This is a genomic window from Parasphingorhabdus sp., assembly GCF_036963705.1.
In the GTDB taxonomy this organism is placed as follows: Bacteria; Pseudomonadota; Alphaproteobacteria; order Sphingomonadales; family Sphingomonadaceae; genus Parasphingorhabdus.
In genome coordinates, this window is sequence record NZ_JBALUT010000001.1 from 77,014 (window position 1) to 92,581 (window position 15,568).

13 protein-coding genes are annotated in these 15,568 nt (G+C 50.7%); 8 read left to right on the top strand and 5 right to left on the bottom strand.

The features are described from left to right. Positions 1–62: 62 nt before the first annotated feature. Entirely contained in the window at positions 63–1,091 is a 1,029-nt protein-coding gene (locus V7680_RS00425) for a LacI family DNA-binding transcriptional regulator (RefSeq protein WP_335651307.1), read from the bottom strand. Between the two features lie 394 nt (positions 1,092–1,485). Between V7680_RS00425 and V7680_RS00430 the strand changes: the two genes are divergently transcribed. Then, positions 1,486–2,790, top strand: a complete 1,305-nt coding sequence (locus V7680_RS00430) for a sugar MFS transporter (protein WP_335651308.1) — start codon at positions 1,486–1,488, stop codon at positions 2,788–2,790. Positions 2,791–3,262: 472 nt separating this feature from the next. Then, positions 3,263–4,738 carry a carotenoid oxygenase family protein gene (locus V7680_RS00435; protein WP_335651309.1) on the top strand — a complete coding sequence of 492 codons (1,476 nt, stop codon included), beginning with the start codon at positions 3,263–3,265 and terminating at the stop codon, positions 4,736–4,738. Positions 4,739–4,810: 72 nt separating this feature from the next. Here V7680_RS00435 and V7680_RS00440 read toward each other — a convergent pair whose 3' ends face one another. Together V7680_RS00440 and V7680_RS00445 are read right to left on the bottom strand one after the other, a co-directional pair. Next, on the bottom strand, positions 4,811–5,185 hold the full coding sequence (locus V7680_RS00440; protein WP_335651310.1) for a nuclear transport factor 2 family protein: 375 nt from the start codon (positions 5,183–5,185) through the stop codon (positions 4,811–4,813). Between the two features lie 79 nt (positions 5,186–5,264). Next, entirely contained in the window at positions 5,265–5,879 is a 615-nt protein-coding gene (locus V7680_RS00445) for a TetR/AcrR family transcriptional regulator (protein ID WP_335651311.1), read from the bottom strand. 545 nt (positions 5,880–6,424) lie between these two features. On the opposite strand from V7680_RS00445, the gene V7680_RS00450 reads away from it, so the two are divergent. Beyond that, the gene (locus V7680_RS00450; protein ID WP_335651312.1) at positions 6,425–8,338 is read left to right on the top strand and encodes a M1 family metallopeptidase; all 1,914 of its coding nucleotides are present in this window, start codon (positions 6,425–6,427) and stop codon (positions 8,336–8,338) included. A 121-nt stretch (positions 8,339–8,459) separates the two neighbouring features. On the opposite strand, the gene V7680_RS00455 is transcribed toward V7680_RS00450, so the two are convergent. Beyond that, on the bottom strand, positions 8,460–8,711 hold the full coding sequence (locus V7680_RS00455; RefSeq protein ID WP_335651313.1) for a hypothetical protein: 252 nt from the start codon (positions 8,709–8,711) through the stop codon (positions 8,460–8,462). A 201-nt stretch (positions 8,712–8,912) separates the two neighbouring features. On the opposite strand from V7680_RS00455, the gene V7680_RS00460 reads away from it, so the two are divergent. From V7680_RS00460 to V7680_RS00480, 5 genes are all read left to right on the top strand, one after another. Then, entirely contained in the window at positions 8,913–10,040 is a 1,128-nt protein-coding gene (locus tag V7680_RS00460; RefSeq protein ID WP_335651314.1) for a tyrosine-type recombinase/integrase, read from the top strand. Positions 10,041–10,258: 218 nt separating this feature from the next. Continuing rightward, positions 10,259–10,945 carry an RHS repeat-associated core domain-containing protein gene (locus V7680_RS00465; RefSeq protein WP_335651315.1) on the top strand — a complete coding sequence of 229 codons (687 nt, stop codon included), beginning with the start codon at positions 10,259–10,261 and terminating at the stop codon, positions 10,943–10,945. Further along, the gene (locus V7680_RS00470; protein ID WP_335651316.1) at positions 10,942–11,256 is read left to right on the top strand and encodes a hypothetical protein; all 315 of its coding nucleotides are present in this window, start codon (positions 10,942–10,944) and stop codon (positions 11,254–11,256) included. The genes V7680_RS00465 and V7680_RS00470 overlap by 4 nt, the downstream gene beginning before the upstream one ends. 53 nt (positions 11,257–11,309) lie before the next feature. Further along, positions 11,310–12,206, top strand: coding sequence for a transglutaminase family protein (locus V7680_RS00475; RefSeq protein ID WP_335651317.1), 897 nt, complete (start codon positions 11,310–11,312; stop codon positions 12,204–12,206). A gap of 763 nt (positions 12,207–12,969) precedes the next feature. Continuing rightward, positions 12,970–14,499: a recombinase family protein gene (locus V7680_RS00480; protein ID WP_335651318.1), complete on the top strand. Its 1,530-nt coding sequence runs from the start codon at positions 12,970–12,972 to the stop codon at positions 14,497–14,499. Positions 14,500–14,529: 30 nt separating this feature from the next. Here V7680_RS00480 and V7680_RS00485 read toward each other — a convergent pair whose 3' ends face one another. Further along, positions 14,530–15,129, bottom strand: coding sequence for a hypothetical protein (locus V7680_RS00485; RefSeq protein WP_335651319.1), 600 nt, complete (start codon positions 15,127–15,129; stop codon positions 14,530–14,532). Between the last annotated feature and the right edge of the window lie 439 nt (positions 15,130–15,568).

Consider the following 15,568-nt stretch of genomic DNA (forward strand, 5'->3'; position numbering starts at 1 on the left):
GTTTCCAGCAATACTCGCAGGGTTTCGATAGAGCTTCACTGACGAGAATGTCGGAGATAGAGCTATTGCGCTGGCGGCGCCGCGGCAGAATCCCGTTCGATCACCGAATGGTCAAGGAACACGATATCTTCAGATTTGTCTCCGCTCAACCGACGCGAACTATTGTCAGACAACAGGCTGACAGCGCGAGCAGCGAGTTCGGATATCGGCTGACGCACGGTGGTGAGTTGCGGGCTGATGATCGCCGCGATTGAAGTGTCATCAAAGCCGACGATAGACAATTGCCCCGGCACATCGATATGCCTGCGATAGGCTGCCGCAATCGTGGCAGCAGCCATATCATCATTGCTGGCAAAAATAGCGGTTGGCGGCTTTTCCATATCGAGCAGCGACTCTGCACACTGCAATCCGGTCGAATAATCGAAGAAGCCCTGACGGATTAAATCCTCATCCGGTTCGAGACCGAACTTGGCCAAAGCCTCGCAATATCCCTGATAGCGTTTGCCGGAAGCCCCGTGATCGGGGTGACCGCGGATATAGCCGATCCGGCGATGGCCAAGGTTCAAAAGATATTCGGTAATTTCCCGCGCCGCGGCGACATCATCGATATTCACCGACAACCGGACCGCATGCGGGTCATTCGGCGCAATCAGCACATAGCTGACATGCTGCGATTCCAGCAGAGCTATGACTTCCGGATCGTCGCACAGCGGCGGCGTGATTATCAGACCGACCGGAGTCAGATTCTTCAATATCCGTTTTACACCTTCGATGCCGTCCGGACATTCATCGACCACCAGTTGCATCGAAAGATCGTGACATTGCTTGAGCGCGCCGAGATGAACATTCTCGAGATAGCTGGGACTGGGGTTGTTCACCAGCAGCGCAACAATCTGTGCCGATCCGGCGCGCAAGGTTCGCGCCGCCTGGTTAAGCTTATAGTTGAGTTTCTCGGCAGCTTCGAGAACTGCAAGTCGGGTTTCCTCACGCACGTAAATTTCTTCGTTCAGAACCCGGGAGACAGTTTTCAGGGAAACGCCGGCTTCGCGCGCAACATCAACCATCGTCGATCGGCGTGATGTTTGCGTCATTTATTTCCCTCCAACTTATCCGGTAGCCCATAGCCCAGTTATTATGCCGCATGTCAACCGCTAGACCATGGCAGACAAGCTTGTCATAACATAATATTGGCAGTCCCCACAGGTACAATGATTGTTGGCTGTTCGACTCAGGCCGATGCAGGCGCGGGGCATATCGATGCCTTCGGTATATTTAACCAGCGGAACCGATCCCGACCCCCACATCACCTCTTCGGACCAGGCTAGACTTGAGATTCGTTCGCATCGCTCGCCAACAGCATCCGCTGCCTCTGAGACTGCCGTTTTCAGCAAAGGCGAGATGTTTTTGAAGAATAGGCGGCGAATAAGATTGCAATGACAACCTTGTCAGGATATGTTTTTAAAAAATAAAATCGGGAGAGAGACATTGGCAACACCAATTCCTAATGCGTCGGATACACAGGCATCTGGCAATTATATCAGCGCCGGCGGCAAGACCACTTTAGTGCTATTATTAGTGTTCGCCGTCTTCTTCCTCCTGGCTGGCGTTACCAACATCAACGACGCGCTGGTCGCGAAGTTCAAAGCCATGTTCCAGCTTTCCAATTTTGAAGCAAATCTGGTGCAATTCGCCTTCTTCATGAGCTACGCTCTTTTCTCCATTCCTTCCGGTATGTTATTGCGAAAAATTGGTTTTATTCGAGGATTCATCCTTGGATTCCTGATCATCGCGGCGGCATCCCTGCTCTTCATTCCTGCGGCCAACAGCGGCGTATATCTCAACTTTCTGGGAGCGTTGTTCATGATCGGCGGCGGGATTACCTTGCTGCAGGTGGCGATGAACCCACTGGTGACAACACTCGGCCCCCCGGAAACCTCGCATAGCCGCCTGACCTTTGCCCAGATGTTCAATTCGCTCGGCGCATTCCTGATCGTAAGCTTTGGCGCACGCTATATATTGGGCGAGAAATCCGACGTTGATCCAACCACCCTTTCGGAACCCGCACTGGAAGCTTTTCGCGTTTCAGAAGCCAGCGTCATCACCGACATTTATATCGCGGTAGCCATCGCAATGATCGCAATTGCTGCCTTCTTCTTCCTGTTCCGCAAAGTCATGGACAAGACAGAAGCCGAAAAGGTGAAAGTCGAAGGCACGTGGAGCCTGTTCGTCAATGACAAACGCCTACAATTCGGTGCGTTGTGCATCTTTCTCTATGTCGGTGCCGAAGTCACCATCGGCAGCAATTTGGTCGCCTATCTCGGCCAGGAACGGGTGATGAACCTCACCCATGAATCGGCTGCCGCGCTGCTCGGCTATTATTGGGGCGGCGCGCTGGTTGGCCGGTTCGTTGGCGCCTTTCTGCTGCGGATATTCAAACCCGGCAAGGTATTGATGACCTTCGCCGCCGTTGCCATCGGGCTGATCGCGATATCGGCCTTCAGCAGCGGATCAATTTCAGGTTGGACATTGACACTCGTCGGGTTGTTCAACTCGATTATGTTTCCAACCATATTCAGCCTCGCAACCGAGGGTATGAAATCGGACAAGGCTGCGCAAGCTTCCGGAATATTGGCAACCGCGATTGTCGGCGGGGCGATATTGCCAGCCTGCTATGGCCTTGTCGCGGACATCACCAGCTTGACGGCGGCGCTGCTGGTTCCAGTGGTCTGTTATGTAGTCATCGCATCCTACGGCCTCTATACCGAGCGTCAGCGGCTACAAGCCGGTTGAGTAACGCGCATAAGGCCCTGCCATCGGACGTTCTTCCGTCCAACATATGGAGGCTGGCCAAGCAGGCTTCGATACCGGGTGCAGGCGCGGCGAGCTTCTGTCGTGCACCCGGCCAGATCCACGACAAATGAATAACCGCACAATAGTGCGCCCGACATAATCATGATGGGCACTCAGCTTATTGGGAAATTTGGGTTCATCTGAATTGCGAGTGCAAATTTTGACGGATTCTCTCGCTGACTTCGGTTATAGGAGTCACCGCGTAGCAGGGCACAATCTGCAGCCACCTTGGCCGCGAATTCTTCGGGTTTCCGTGAGCGTTTGCGTGATACCTGTCCAATTGCTTTCAGCTGTTAGAGTGGCAGATTTTCATTGCTCCCAACTCATTGCTCGGCACTGGGAATCGTCATTTGACAAATTGTTATTTTTGTATAGTCGAGGTCAGAATTAGCACTGATTAGGAAGCTCGCATATGCCTCATCTCATCAATAGAATACCGGCCACTCTCTCGGACAATGATCACCCCTATCTAACCGGTGCGTGGACACCCAATTTTGATGAATATGATGCGGATGATATGCAGGTGATCGGTAAAATTCCTGACGATATTGACGGTATTTACGTCCGCAATACCGAAAATCCTGTGCATGATGCGATCGGTCGCTATCACCCCTTTGACGGCGACGGCATGCTGCACATGATACGCTTTTCAGAGGGCAAGGCGGAGTATAAAAACCGATTCGTCCGGACGCGCGGCTTTGAAGCGGAACAAGAAGCCGGTCGCTCTCTGTGGATCGGCTGCATGGGCAATCCGAAGAAATCAGAACGGCACGGTTGGGGGGCGCACAGCCATATCAAGGATAGCAGCTCGACCGATGTGGTTGTGCACGCGGGCAATATCCTGTCGACATTCTGGCAATGCGGCGAAGGCTATCGCCTCGATCCGCAAACCTTGGATACGCTTGGCATTGATGGCTGGGTTCCGCTGGATGGTATTTCCGCCCATCCAAAGGTCGATCCGGCCACCGGCGAATTGCTGTTTTTCAACTATTCTACCCATGCGCCCTATATGCATTATGGTGTGGTCGGACCGGACAATAAGCTGAAGCATCATATTCCGGTCGAGCTGCCTGGACCGCGGCTGCCGCATGACATGTGTTTTTCGCCCAATTATTCGATCCTCAATGATTTCCCGATGTTCTGGCCACAGGCGGCGCTGGATGCTGGTTTCTACATTCCGGTTTTCGATAAAAATATGCCGTCGCGATTTGCGGTCATACCGCGCTATGGCAAGCCCGAAGACATTAAATGGTTTGAAGCAGAATCGACCTATGTCCTCCATTTCATGAACGCCTACGAGGAAGGTGACGAGCTGGTCATGGATGGCTATTTCCAGGAAGATCCGCGTCCGGCGCCGCTCAAGTCGGTGGCAGACGAATATCAGGCGATGGCGTCCAATCTAGATCTGCACTCTTTGAAAACCCACTTGCACCGCTGGCGCTTCAACCTCGCAACCGGACAGACAATCGAAGAGCGGCTATATGACGAAGAGATTGTGGAGTTCGGCACAATCAATCAGGCCTACGCAGGGCAAAAGCATCGTTATGTCTATAGCGTCACCGGCGAGGACGGCTATTTTCTGTTTACCGGGATGATCAAACATGACCTGGAAACTGGCGCAACCCAGCAATTTGAATTTGGCGAAGGACGCTATGGTTCGGAAGCGCCCTTCATTGCGCGCAAGAATGCGACGTCTGAAGATGACGGCTATCTGGTTACGTTCATCACGGATATGAATCTGGATCGCTCGGAATGCGTTTTACTGGATGCGAAGAATATCGAGGCGGGTCCAGTCTGTCAGATCATTTTGCCGCACCGGATTTGCAGCGGAACCCATGCAGTTTGGGCCAATGCTGATGAGCTTTCGCCATCAGTCCAGACGGCCTGAACCGTTATACGACCCATCGATTTGGAATTTTGAGGGGGCCAGTATTATGGCCCCCTCCTGATGGTTTCAGCCTTAGGCTGCGCGCAAAGCGGGCAGCAATGGAGCAGGATTCAGAAATTCTTCAATCCGTGCAATCTTGTCATCTTTCACCGTGACGATGACCAGCGCTTCGGCGCTATATGTCTCGTCCGATTGTGACGTGACGTGCAGGGTGTGGCGCTGAAGATAACCGCCCTGGATTTCCTCCAACCGCAAGATTTCATATTCCCGCTTTTTCGTTCTGGACATCATGAAGACCAAGGTCGCCAGATTTTCTTCACGCGTCTGGGTTTTGCCATCAAAATCATGCCAGATTTCCGCATCTTCGTGAAAACAGTTCCGTGCGCCCTCGACATCGCCTTCGCCCAAACAATCGATAAAGCGTTTCGCCAATTCCAATATTTCCATCGTATATCCTTGTTGTATTAACGTTGATTGTCAGTTCTGCGAGACACCGGGCCAACGGGCTTTACCGTGTGCCTATGAATCAAGATTTGTCGATTGCCTTCGAGGACAGCAGCGACGGCAATATATAATTGTCGATATAGACCCTGCATTGATCAAGCGATTTACCATAAGTTTTCGCGGCGTTAAGCAGGGTAATCTCGTTAAAGGTAAGCCAGTCCGCGATATCCTCCGGCACCAGGTCCGGTTTGAAAATATCATCGTCGATCGCACGTTTCGCAATCGGGACCCATTGTTCGCGCCCTAGTTTCATAATCGCTTTAGACGAGCCATCGACCTGGGTTTGCCCGGTAACCGCTGGCATGATCAGCATCGTGAAATATGGATCTTCCTTAACGAGATTGATGCCATCAATCAGCGCCTCACGGATTCCGAGAACCAGATCATCAGCTGCCAATATGTCATGCGTCACATTTCTTTTGAACGAAATCACATGGTCTACCAGCAAGGCCAATATCAAGGCGTCGCGAGATCCGAACCGGTTGTATAACTGAACCCTTGTCAGTTTTGCGAACTGGGCAACGTGGGTCATGGTGAATTTGGTTGCGCCATGGGCATCTATGCTGCGACGGACAGCATCAAAGATCACATCATCCGAAACGCGTTGCAAAGATATTGTTTGCGCAGATTTCTTCATCGGTATGCGTTCCTCACCATCGCTTCATTTCCTACTTGATAATAACGCCACCTTGTATAGCTACTATACAAATATAAGATTGTGTAAACTACGAGCTCTGCCCTGTCATTTATTAAAGCCTGTCCTATGTCAAACGTCTTGCTGCTCAATTTCACCGTCTCTCTGGGAGCGTTCTTCCTTTTGCAGCCAAGAACCTTTGGAGTGACACTCCGCGGACAGTTTTGACCCTCCTCTCCCGTGGGATCAATGTGGTGAACGGCCTGGCCCGCTCACCACGCACTACATGAGCGTAAAAAGCTCCTGATGGCGTAAACAACGCTCAAAATCGTCCGAACCCGCTGAGTGCCCGGTTCGATTCTTCCAACCACCCGTGCCTGATTCTGACGCATCCCCGTCCTTCTGCAATGCTATCAACCCGGAATGCTGCCAGACCGGGGGCCTGCTCCGACATAAAATGATACGCCCACAGATTGCGTAATCATTTGCAACCACTGCATCGAAATCATAGTCATGGTGAAAGAATATTCTATTTTCGGAGAACTTTAATGCGTCTGTTCGCTATCCTGTCCCCGGTCCTTGGTGCCTTTGCGCTTGCTGCTTGTTCCATGTCCGGCGATACTCAGGCAACCAAAGAAGCACCGATGGTCTCACCGCTGCTCACAAGCGCGGATGCAAAAGACCCATATAGCTATGCCCAGCCTGAAGTTGCGCGGGTGACACATGTGGCGTTGGATTTGGCCCTCGATTTCGAAAACGAAAATATCAGCGGCACTGCCGAGTTGGATATACTGGCAGCCGACGATGCGGACACGCTGATTCTCGATACGATGGGTCTGGAAATATCTTCGGTCACCGATGGCGAGAACCAAGATCTGCCGTTCGAACTGGGAGCGGAAAAGGACGGTATGGGCGCGCCGTTGCGGGTGACGATCGGAGACAAGCGACATATTGTGATTGCTTACAAGTCTGGTCCGGATGCCAAGGCGCTGCAATGGCTCTCACCCGAACAGACTGCGGGCGGCAAGCATCCCTATTTGCTCAGCCAGGGCCAGCCGACGTTGAACCGGACCTGGATACCTACGCAAGACAGCCCCGGTATCCGCCAGACATGGGAAGCCACGATTACGGCTCCGGAACCTTTGGCCGTGGTAATGTCCGGCCTTTCAGGCGGCGATCCGGTGAGCGCAGGCAAAGGCCGCCGTGCTTTCAGTTTTTCCATGGACAAACCGGTGGCTCCTTATCTGATCGCGATTGCGGCCGGTGATATCATATTTCAAGAACTCGGTCCCCGCTCGGGCGTGTGGACCGAGTCGGTGATGCTCGAAAAAGCTGCAGCAGAACTGGTCGACACCGAAAAGATGATCGACGCAGCAGAAGCCCTTTACGGGGAGTATCGCTGGGGCCGGTACGATATGATCGTATTACCTCCCAGCTTCCCTTATGGCGGGATGGAAAATCCGGTGATGACGTTCCTCACACCGACTTTTATCGCCGGAGACCGCAGCCTGACCGGCCTGGTCGCACACGAGTTGGCGCATAGCTGGTCGGGCAATCTGGTCACAAACGCGAACTGGTCGGACAGCTGGCTGAACGAAGGCACCACCAGCTATTTCGAGAACCGGATAATCGAATCATTATACGGTAAGAAGCGAGCGAGCCAGGAACGCGCGCTGAACTTTGCAGGGATGGAAGAAACTATTGCGGAAAAAGGCTCGGACGCAGCGATTACGGCGCTCCATCTGACCGGCGATGACGCCAGCCCGGAAGGCGGAGCGAGCGGTGTCATATATGACAAGGGGGCGGCCTTTCTGCACACCGTCGAAGCGATCGCCGGACGAGAAAAATTTGATATCTGGCTGACCAGCTGGTTTGACCGGCACGCATTCGAGCCAGCTACATCGGCAATGTTCCTCGCCGATATGCGGGAGAATCTCGTGAAGGGTGACAAAGAGCTGGAAGCGGCACTGTTGCTGGACGAGTGGGTCTACCAGCCCGGACTGCCTGCCAACGCGCTGCGCCCCGATCCAGCCGCTTTTGCAGAGGTAGACAAGGCGGCAGAAGCCTATGCCGCTAGTCGGCGTGTCGATAACGGCCTATGGAAGAACTGGACCAGCGCCGAGCGCCTGCGCCTGCTGAGCAAGCTGCCACAGGAGTTGCCGGATGATGAACTGGCCAGGCTGGATAGCGACTTTGGCCTGTCGGCATCAGGCAATAACGAGATTCTGTTCGCCTGGCTCAAACTGGCGCTGCAAAACCGTTACGAGCCCGCGGTGCCGCTTGCGGAAAAGTTTTTGGGAACGGTCGGACGCCGCAAATTTGTCTCGCCTTTATTTGAAACGCTGGTCGAGCAAGGGCGCTGGGGCAAACCCATCGCGAAGCGCATTTATGAACAGACGCGGGGCGGCTATCATGCTGTCACGACCGGGACTGTGGATGAAATAATGTTGGGTGGTGATTGACGGATAATGAAGCTTTGCGGCCGAGAATATCATTTTCGACAAACTCTATCGTAAGCCGTTTCCAGCGGCCGGTGCCTATTCAGAAAATATGTGCAACTTTACTGCGGACGGGTTTGGGCGATTATACCGAGAAATAGGATTGTGAAATCGTTCCGGTCTCGCCTTTAACGGAGCGAAACCAGTGAATCTCCGAGAATGCGTCCGAACCAGCTATCGCGGCGAGCAACCGCTCGAGGTCCGCTTGCCACCGATAGTTTTCCAAGAACAGTCTTTCCGCGATCGGCATGGCAGTAGAAATTGCACTCGCGGGTTCGATGCTGCCCAATCGGCGCGCAGCTTTGGCCGCCTTGCGTGAGAATGGCGGTTTCCCCATAAAAATCTGCGGTGGTGCGCCCGACAGGATTCGAACCTGTGGCCCCCAGATTAGGAATTTGCTGTAGCAAGTAAACATAGCTTTTCAGACAATCTCATACAGCACTTTTATATATTAAATTTCAAATAGATAAACTGAATTTAGGTGAACACTGATTTTCACCCCTACCCACATAATCAAAGAGCCTATAGAGAGCCTAAGATGCCTAGCCACGCTCTCACCGATATTTCCATCAGGGCTTTACCCAGCCCGCCCAAGGGACAAACCACCTATTGGGACGTTGGTCAGACAGGGTTCGGGGTGCGGGTATCGCAAGGTGGCACCAAGACCTTTGTGGTAGTGCACGGCGTCGAGCGCCGCCGCTTCACCATCGGTCGCTATCCAGCCATCACGCTCAAACAAGCCCGAGATAAAGCGAAAGAACTGCAAGCTGGTCTCACACTAGGCTTAATCGATAAACGTCCGTCTCCGCCGTATCTGGAGGCGCTGGCGCTATACCTAGAAGCCAGCTCCGTCAAAAATCGTCCTGGCACCGTGTCCGAGTATCGTCGTATGCTCACCACTCACTTTGCCTTTGGTCGAAAGCGATTGAATGAAATTACTCGCGCCGACATCCAGACAAAATTGAACCGACTGAAAGATACTCCGTCAGAACAACGTCATGCCTTTGTGGCGATGAAGGTATTTTTAAATTGGGCGGTGCGCGAAGAGTATCTATCCAGCAATCCCATCATCTCGATGCAACCGCCCTCAAGACAACGATCCCGCGAACGCGTGTTGCAACCGGAAGAACTGGCGGAGATATTTCAAAAGGCCAGTGCCTATCCTTGGCCCTACGGCCCCATTGTCCAGCTACTCATACTCACCGGACAACGCCGAGGTGAGATCGGTGGATTGCGGTGGTCATGGATTGATCAAGATAAGCGTCTGATTTCTTTTCCGGCTGATTTCACCAAGAATCGTCGTTTGCATGTACTGCCTTATGGTGAGCAAGTGGCGGACATTTTGAATAATCTACCGGAGCATGTTGGTAGCGACTTTGTGTTTCCGGGTCGCAAGCCGGGAGCCAATCACTTCAATAGCTGGAGCAAGAACAAGCGAGGATTTGACGCAACCTTGGACGGTGTCGAGCCATATGTGCTGCATGACTTGCGCAGAACATACAGTTCGACGTTGGCGCAGCTTGGTACGCCAATTCATGTCACTGAAAAGCTACTCAATCATGTTTCGGGAACCATCAGTGGCGTGGCGGCGATATATAATCGGCATAGTTATCTGGATGAGATGAGAAACGCGGTGAGGATGTTTGAACGTCATATAGAGGGATAGCGTAGCGACTAGCGATCTGATGAAGACATTCTTGACCCAAAGGAATGACAGTCTGTTTGGATTGTTAAGGCTGATCTTTTCCAACTTTCATCGCACAGACCGACATGAACATTCGAACGTTTGTATTTGAGATTGCAATTCAGCCTAATTGATGGCAGCAACTGCATAATAATAAAAGCATGGTTGCATCTTTGTCAGTCCGTTGATTGGAGAATGCTTTGAAATTTATACATTATATTATCGTGCTCGTCATGGCTATTTCCTGCATTGGATCGGCGCAGGCTCGCTATCTTCAAACCGACCCGATTGGATATGAAGACCAATACAATCTATATGCTTATGTCCACAATAACCCGGTAACGAACACAGATCCTGACGGCAAACAAACTGTGCAGGATATGCAACTGCAAGCTCAGATCGCTGACAAACGCGCGCAAGGTAAGTCTGAAGAGCAAATTTTGTCAGAAATTGGAAGTGAAGCCGCCACGGAAGCAGGTATATTTGCGACCGTTGTAGCCATCGCAGTTGATATTGCAAATGGGCCCACTCCAGACGGGGGGGCTGCTGCGGTAGCATCGAGAACCGCTAGTCCAGCTACCAGCTCTGCCTCTAAGTTAGGCTTACAGAAACAGCTAGCTTCTGAAAGTGGATTAAAACAGGTAGCTTCAGGTGGCGGTGAAGTTATTGCAGGTGGGAGCTCTAGCGTCGGTTTCAAAGGCGGAGAGGCATATGCAAAGCAGTTTGGTGGTAGATCGGGCGACTATGTAAAAGTGTCCAGCGATGCACAAAAGGTTGGAGATGGTTTGAGTGTTTCTGTCCACGCTGTGAAAAATGTAAAAACTGGCAAAGTCTATGATCCGAAGTCTATCGTGAACGAGTTCCAAAAGGTCCCAAAAAATCAATGAGTAAGGAACATGCTAAATTATCACTCAAGTCTTTGGTGCTTGAAGGCCTAAAGGAATGTGCAAGTCCAGTTGATTTGTCATTGGCAATTTTCAATCGCTGGCAAACTGAGGGACATCCGGTGGAAAGAAAATACATCCTACCTTTCATTGCAATCAATTCAGATACCGATCATTTGCCATCAATCGACACCGAAAAACTTTGGCAACCAGAGGCGCTCAAACACAAACTGGAAGAAAAAAAAGAATATGATGCATTCTATCTAAGCGACTTTCAAAAAGCTTGTGAAGCACTAATTCAAAAACTTAATTGATGTCTCATCGACTGATACTGTTCGCTTTCTTCTGCTGCGTTTTGATCGCGTTCGTGCCAGTTGCAGTCATTGCAGCAGTTAATCCAGCTGATGCAGTAAGAGTTGTGCTCTCCACGCCTGATGATAAACTCAGCTATCAAAATGCTCAGTATGGGTATGACAAAATTGTAAATCCGTCCGTCGATGTCGAGAAAATTGAGTCCCAACTCAAGCTTATGACTGCCGAAGCGTGGGTAGTAGCCGGACCAAATCCAAGTGACATCGATAAGCTGAAAGCAGTGCGTCAAGTCATCTATGACGCTGGCAAATGGAACGACAACATACCTTTCTCATACGATCATGACGATCCGTTCGGATTGAAGGTCGAAAACAAATTACTTTCAACCTATTTACAAACACGGCGTGGTAATTGCGTTTCCATGCCCGTTTTGCATCTAATTTTGGCAGAAAGGCTTGGATTAAATGTTCATCTTTCCACCGCGCCACTGCATATGTTCATTCGCTACACCAACTCCACCACCGGTCGTAGTATCAACATCGAGCCTACTAGCGGCGGGTATCCAGCGCGAGACATTTGGTACCGTCAAAAACTTCCCATCAGTGATCAGGCAATCGAGCGCGGCTTGTATCTGCGGACGCTCACAAAGCGTGAAAGCATAGCTCATATGGCGGCGACGGTTGTTCAATATTTGATGGATACCGGACAGTACCGTGAGGCTATCAGAGTTTCGGAAGCTATTCTGGAAAATTATCCAAAAGATGGATTTACTTTTGCCAAGCAAGCGTCAGCGGCAGCAATGATACTGGAACGAGACTTCGAAAGAAAATATCCGCCTGGCACAAGAATGCCACCGCGAGAGCAAGTGTTGTTTGAACACTGGCATGAGATAAATAGGCTTTCATATAATAAAGCGAGATCGCTTGGTTGGGAGCCAGTTGATATCAAATGAATAGAGCATCCCTCAAAATCTACGTGGCAAACATTCGTGATCTCCGATGGGGATACGAAGTGTGATTCCTCTATCCCCATAAACCGGCAATACCAATCCCCATACACAGCGACACATACCCACTCATAGTCGAGCCAAATTGCTAGCATCCGTTCCGCGACTTCAGAATATGCTTTTGTTAAAAAGAAGAATATTCTGAAGCCCGCCCGCCGGGCGGCAGTTATCCCCATTTTCAAACCGGTTACCCTATCTATCAAGACAGAAAAATTTGAAGTTCGGAGTATGTCAGCAACCGCGACCTCTATTCGCTGGCCACACCCGACCCGCTAGAAGCCACTTGAGTCCAGAAGGACTAACGCCCTTCTGGTCGAGTCATAGCGCGTCAGGTGGTCAGTTACGGTCGCGGTTGCTGGAGTTTGTCTGAATAGAATTCTCTCAGGAAAATAGCAGGCTTGTCTAGACCGCTTATTATTCGAATACAGAATATTCCATTTCGCTAGTGCGCTTGCTTGTCCGTTCAGACAGCCCGATAAAATTAGACCACAACGCCGGGGATAAATATCGACTTGGGGTATATTGGGCGGACTAGACAGGCGCTGTCCGTCACATACCATTAAGGGATGGACGAACGCCTGATTGCATACTTAGAAATATGTCGAGAAATCTACGAACGCCGGGTGCGAGAAGGCACTTGGCCGTGGCCGGTCGATTCGACGAATCCCGAGAATGTGATAGATTCGGAGTCCACTAACCAAGATCAGCTATGAAGCGGTGTTATGCATACATTCGCGTCTCCACACTCCGCCAAGGTGAAGGTGTCAGTCTGGAGGCGCAACGAGAAGCTATCACTGATTTTGCGAGTCGTCAGAATCTCAGCATCACCCATTGGTTTGAAGAAAAGGAAACTGCCGCCAAATGTGGCCGTCCGATCTTCACCCGCATGGTCAAGGAACTCAGGCAAGGTCGAGCTGATGCCTTGATAATTCATAAGCTGGATCGGCTGACCAGAAACCTGACCGAGTACGCCAAGATTGGCGAATTGATTGATGCCGGGGTCGATGTTCACACCGCCGTCGACAGTCTTGATTTCCGTTCACGTGGTGGTCGCCTCACTGCTGAGATACAAGCCGTGATCGCCGCTGATTATGTCCGCAACCTGCGCGAAGAAACCTTAAAGGGTATGAACGGACGTTTGAAACAGGGACTGTATCCGTTTCGAGCACCGATTGGTTATGTTGATACTGGTCGAGGGCAAGCCAAGACACCTGATCCAGTACGAGCGCCACTCGTGCGGCAGGCATTCGAATTCTATGCCACCAGACAATATTCAATGAAGACCCTATTACCGAAACTGCAAGCAATGGGCCTCACCAATCGCGTTGGTGGGAGACTATCGCTGCACGGTCTTGAAACCCTCCTCGACAATCCTTTCTATGTTGGCGTGATCCGCATTAAGCGCACTGGCAAATCTTTTCCCGGTGTCCACGAACGATTGATTAGCCCAGCCCTCTATGAGCGGGTGCAGGAGATAAAATCCGGTAAAGCGGGACCGAAGGTCACCAAACACAATCACACCTACCAAGGGCTGTTTCGGTGCGGACTGTGTGCTGGACCAATGGTGCCCGAGAAGCAAAAGCAGTTTGTCTATTATCGTTGCCCGGTACGTGACTGCGACACCAAGACGGTGCGCGAGGATGTTCTCGTCGCTGCCATCGAGGCCTGTTTAGCTCAAGCAGAACTGACCGAGGTTAATGCCAAAGACGCGATCGCAGCGATTGAGCGCTGGGTGGAAAAAGCCCAGCACAGTGACGAAGATACTGGTTTGAAATTACGAAAGGATAATCTTGCAGCCAGACAGCATCGTCTCACTGACGCGTTGGTTGATGGCATGATCGACAAGGATACGTTCAATGAACGCAAACAAGGATTGTTGCTGGAAACAGAAACGTTGCAACAAGAACAAGCTTCAGCCGCAAACTACGCCGCTAAAGCCGCACACCTACGGAGTATCATCGAACTGACAAAAAGCCTGCAAAAGAGCCACGAAATGGCAGATCGAGGACAAAAACAAAGAATCGTCGAAATCACCACATCGAACCGCGTCGTGATTGGAAAAAACGTATATTTAGAGCCACAGAATTGGCTGTTGGAGGTGCGAAATCTCGCCTCCACCCCCTCTGGTGACCCTTGTCGGAGCAGAGATCGAACTTTTCCAAAAGTACAGGACAGTTTGATATGCTTCTTAAAAGACATGAGCCTTAAAAATTGCGTAAAGAAAAACCCTGCCGCGTGAGCAGCAGGGTGAGCACTAAGTACAGTGGGACTAGAGTTTAATCAAAGCAACCCGATCTCTGTCATGATCCCATTCGTCCGAAAGAAACCGTCGACCATCAGTCCAGAATCCTTTGCGCAGGATCTGGTACATGCAACGATAGAGAGTTTGATTCCGGTGTTCAGCTTGGTGACTGACATAAGCAACATCAAAAAAGAAAACACACTTACCGTTCCACTCAGCTGGAATCAGCTCTTGGTTATCTAAAAGATATTCCATAACATTCACGGGCAAAAATGTAACCGGGAGTTTGGATAAATGACCACTAACGTGATCTAAGGTTTTTTGATTCGGACCTGTAGTTTTCAGACAGACATCGGACGCGTTCCAAACGACACGATTGGTCACGAAGGTACTCAAGGCAGGTTCCCACTCGTAGGCTTCTGGAACTTTAGGTACTTTCGAACAATCAATCACATGCTCAGTAGCTTCAATTTTTGCTTTACCTCGCAAAACTTCTAAAACGGCTGTCGCCATCGTACCCTTCCGAAGAGCAGTGATGTCAGCTGGTTTATAGCCGGCCTTCAAAAAAGCTTTATCGAGATGATAGACGTCTCCAGGAGACATAACGAACTTGTCAGACTGAGTCATGACGGGTTCCTTTCATTGAATGTAACGGGTTCAGATTGAACTTGTTACCGCCAGCGAACTCTCGACCATTATCGGTGAGCAGTCATAGCCAATAACTACCGATCTTCGGGAGCTATTGGCTATGACCACTACGTTTCAAGGAACTGATTGAATCAAATCATTTTATGAAAAATTGTCAATCCTTAAAAAGGTTACCTTGTAGCCATATTCAAAGTTCGATTCCCCTCAAGGGTTTACGAAATTGCCTCCCAAATTAGCCCTCAGCTGAATCTAGCAGTCTTGTTTTAAGCCATATTTCAGACGGAACGTGCAGACAAAAAGTCTGTTCACAATGGTGACCCATCTCGGATTGAAGATCGAATTAGTTCGATCACCCACGAAGGGGTTGCTGAAATCAGAAAGTTCATCGAACTGAAAAATTTAGCAATACTGACCGTAA

Excerpts from the sequence above, each read along its gene's own strand:
- V7680_RS00425 (WP_335651307.1), bottom strand. The coding sequence starts at position 1,091 with ATGACGCAAACATCACGCCGATCGACGATGGTTGATGTTGCGCGCGAA.
- V7680_RS00435 (WP_335651309.1), top strand. The coding sequence starts at position 3,263 with ATGCCTCATCTCATCAATAGAATACCGGCCACTCTCTCGGACAATGAT.
- V7680_RS00440 (WP_335651310.1), bottom strand. The coding sequence starts at position 5,185 with ATGGAAATATTGGAATTGGCGAAACGCTTTATCGATTGTTTGGGCGAA.
- V7680_RS00445 (WP_335651311.1), bottom strand. The coding sequence starts at position 5,879 with ATGAAGAAATCTGCGCAAACAATATCTTTGCAACGCGTTTCGGATGAT.
- V7680_RS00450 (WP_335651312.1), top strand. The coding sequence starts at position 6,425 with ATGCGTCTGTTCGCTATCCTGTCCCCGGTCCTTGGTGCCTTTGCGCTT.
- V7680_RS00455 (WP_335651313.1), bottom strand. The coding sequence starts at position 8,711 with ATGGGGAAACCGCCATTCTCACGCAAGGCGGCCAAAGCTGCGCGCCGA.
- V7680_RS00460 (WP_335651314.1), top strand. The coding sequence starts at position 8,913 with ATGCCTAGCCACGCTCTCACCGATATTTCCATCAGGGCTTTACCCAGC.
- V7680_RS00470 (WP_335651316.1), top strand. The coding sequence starts at position 10,942 with ATGAGTAAGGAACATGCTAAATTATCACTCAAGTCTTTGGTGCTTGAA.
- V7680_RS00480 (WP_335651318.1), top strand. The coding sequence starts at position 12,970 with ATGAAGCGGTGTTATGCATACATTCGCGTCTCCACACTCCGCCAAGGT.
- V7680_RS00485 (WP_335651319.1), bottom strand. The coding sequence starts at position 15,129 with ATGACTCAGTCTGACAAGTTCGTTATGTCTCCTGGAGACGTCTATCAT.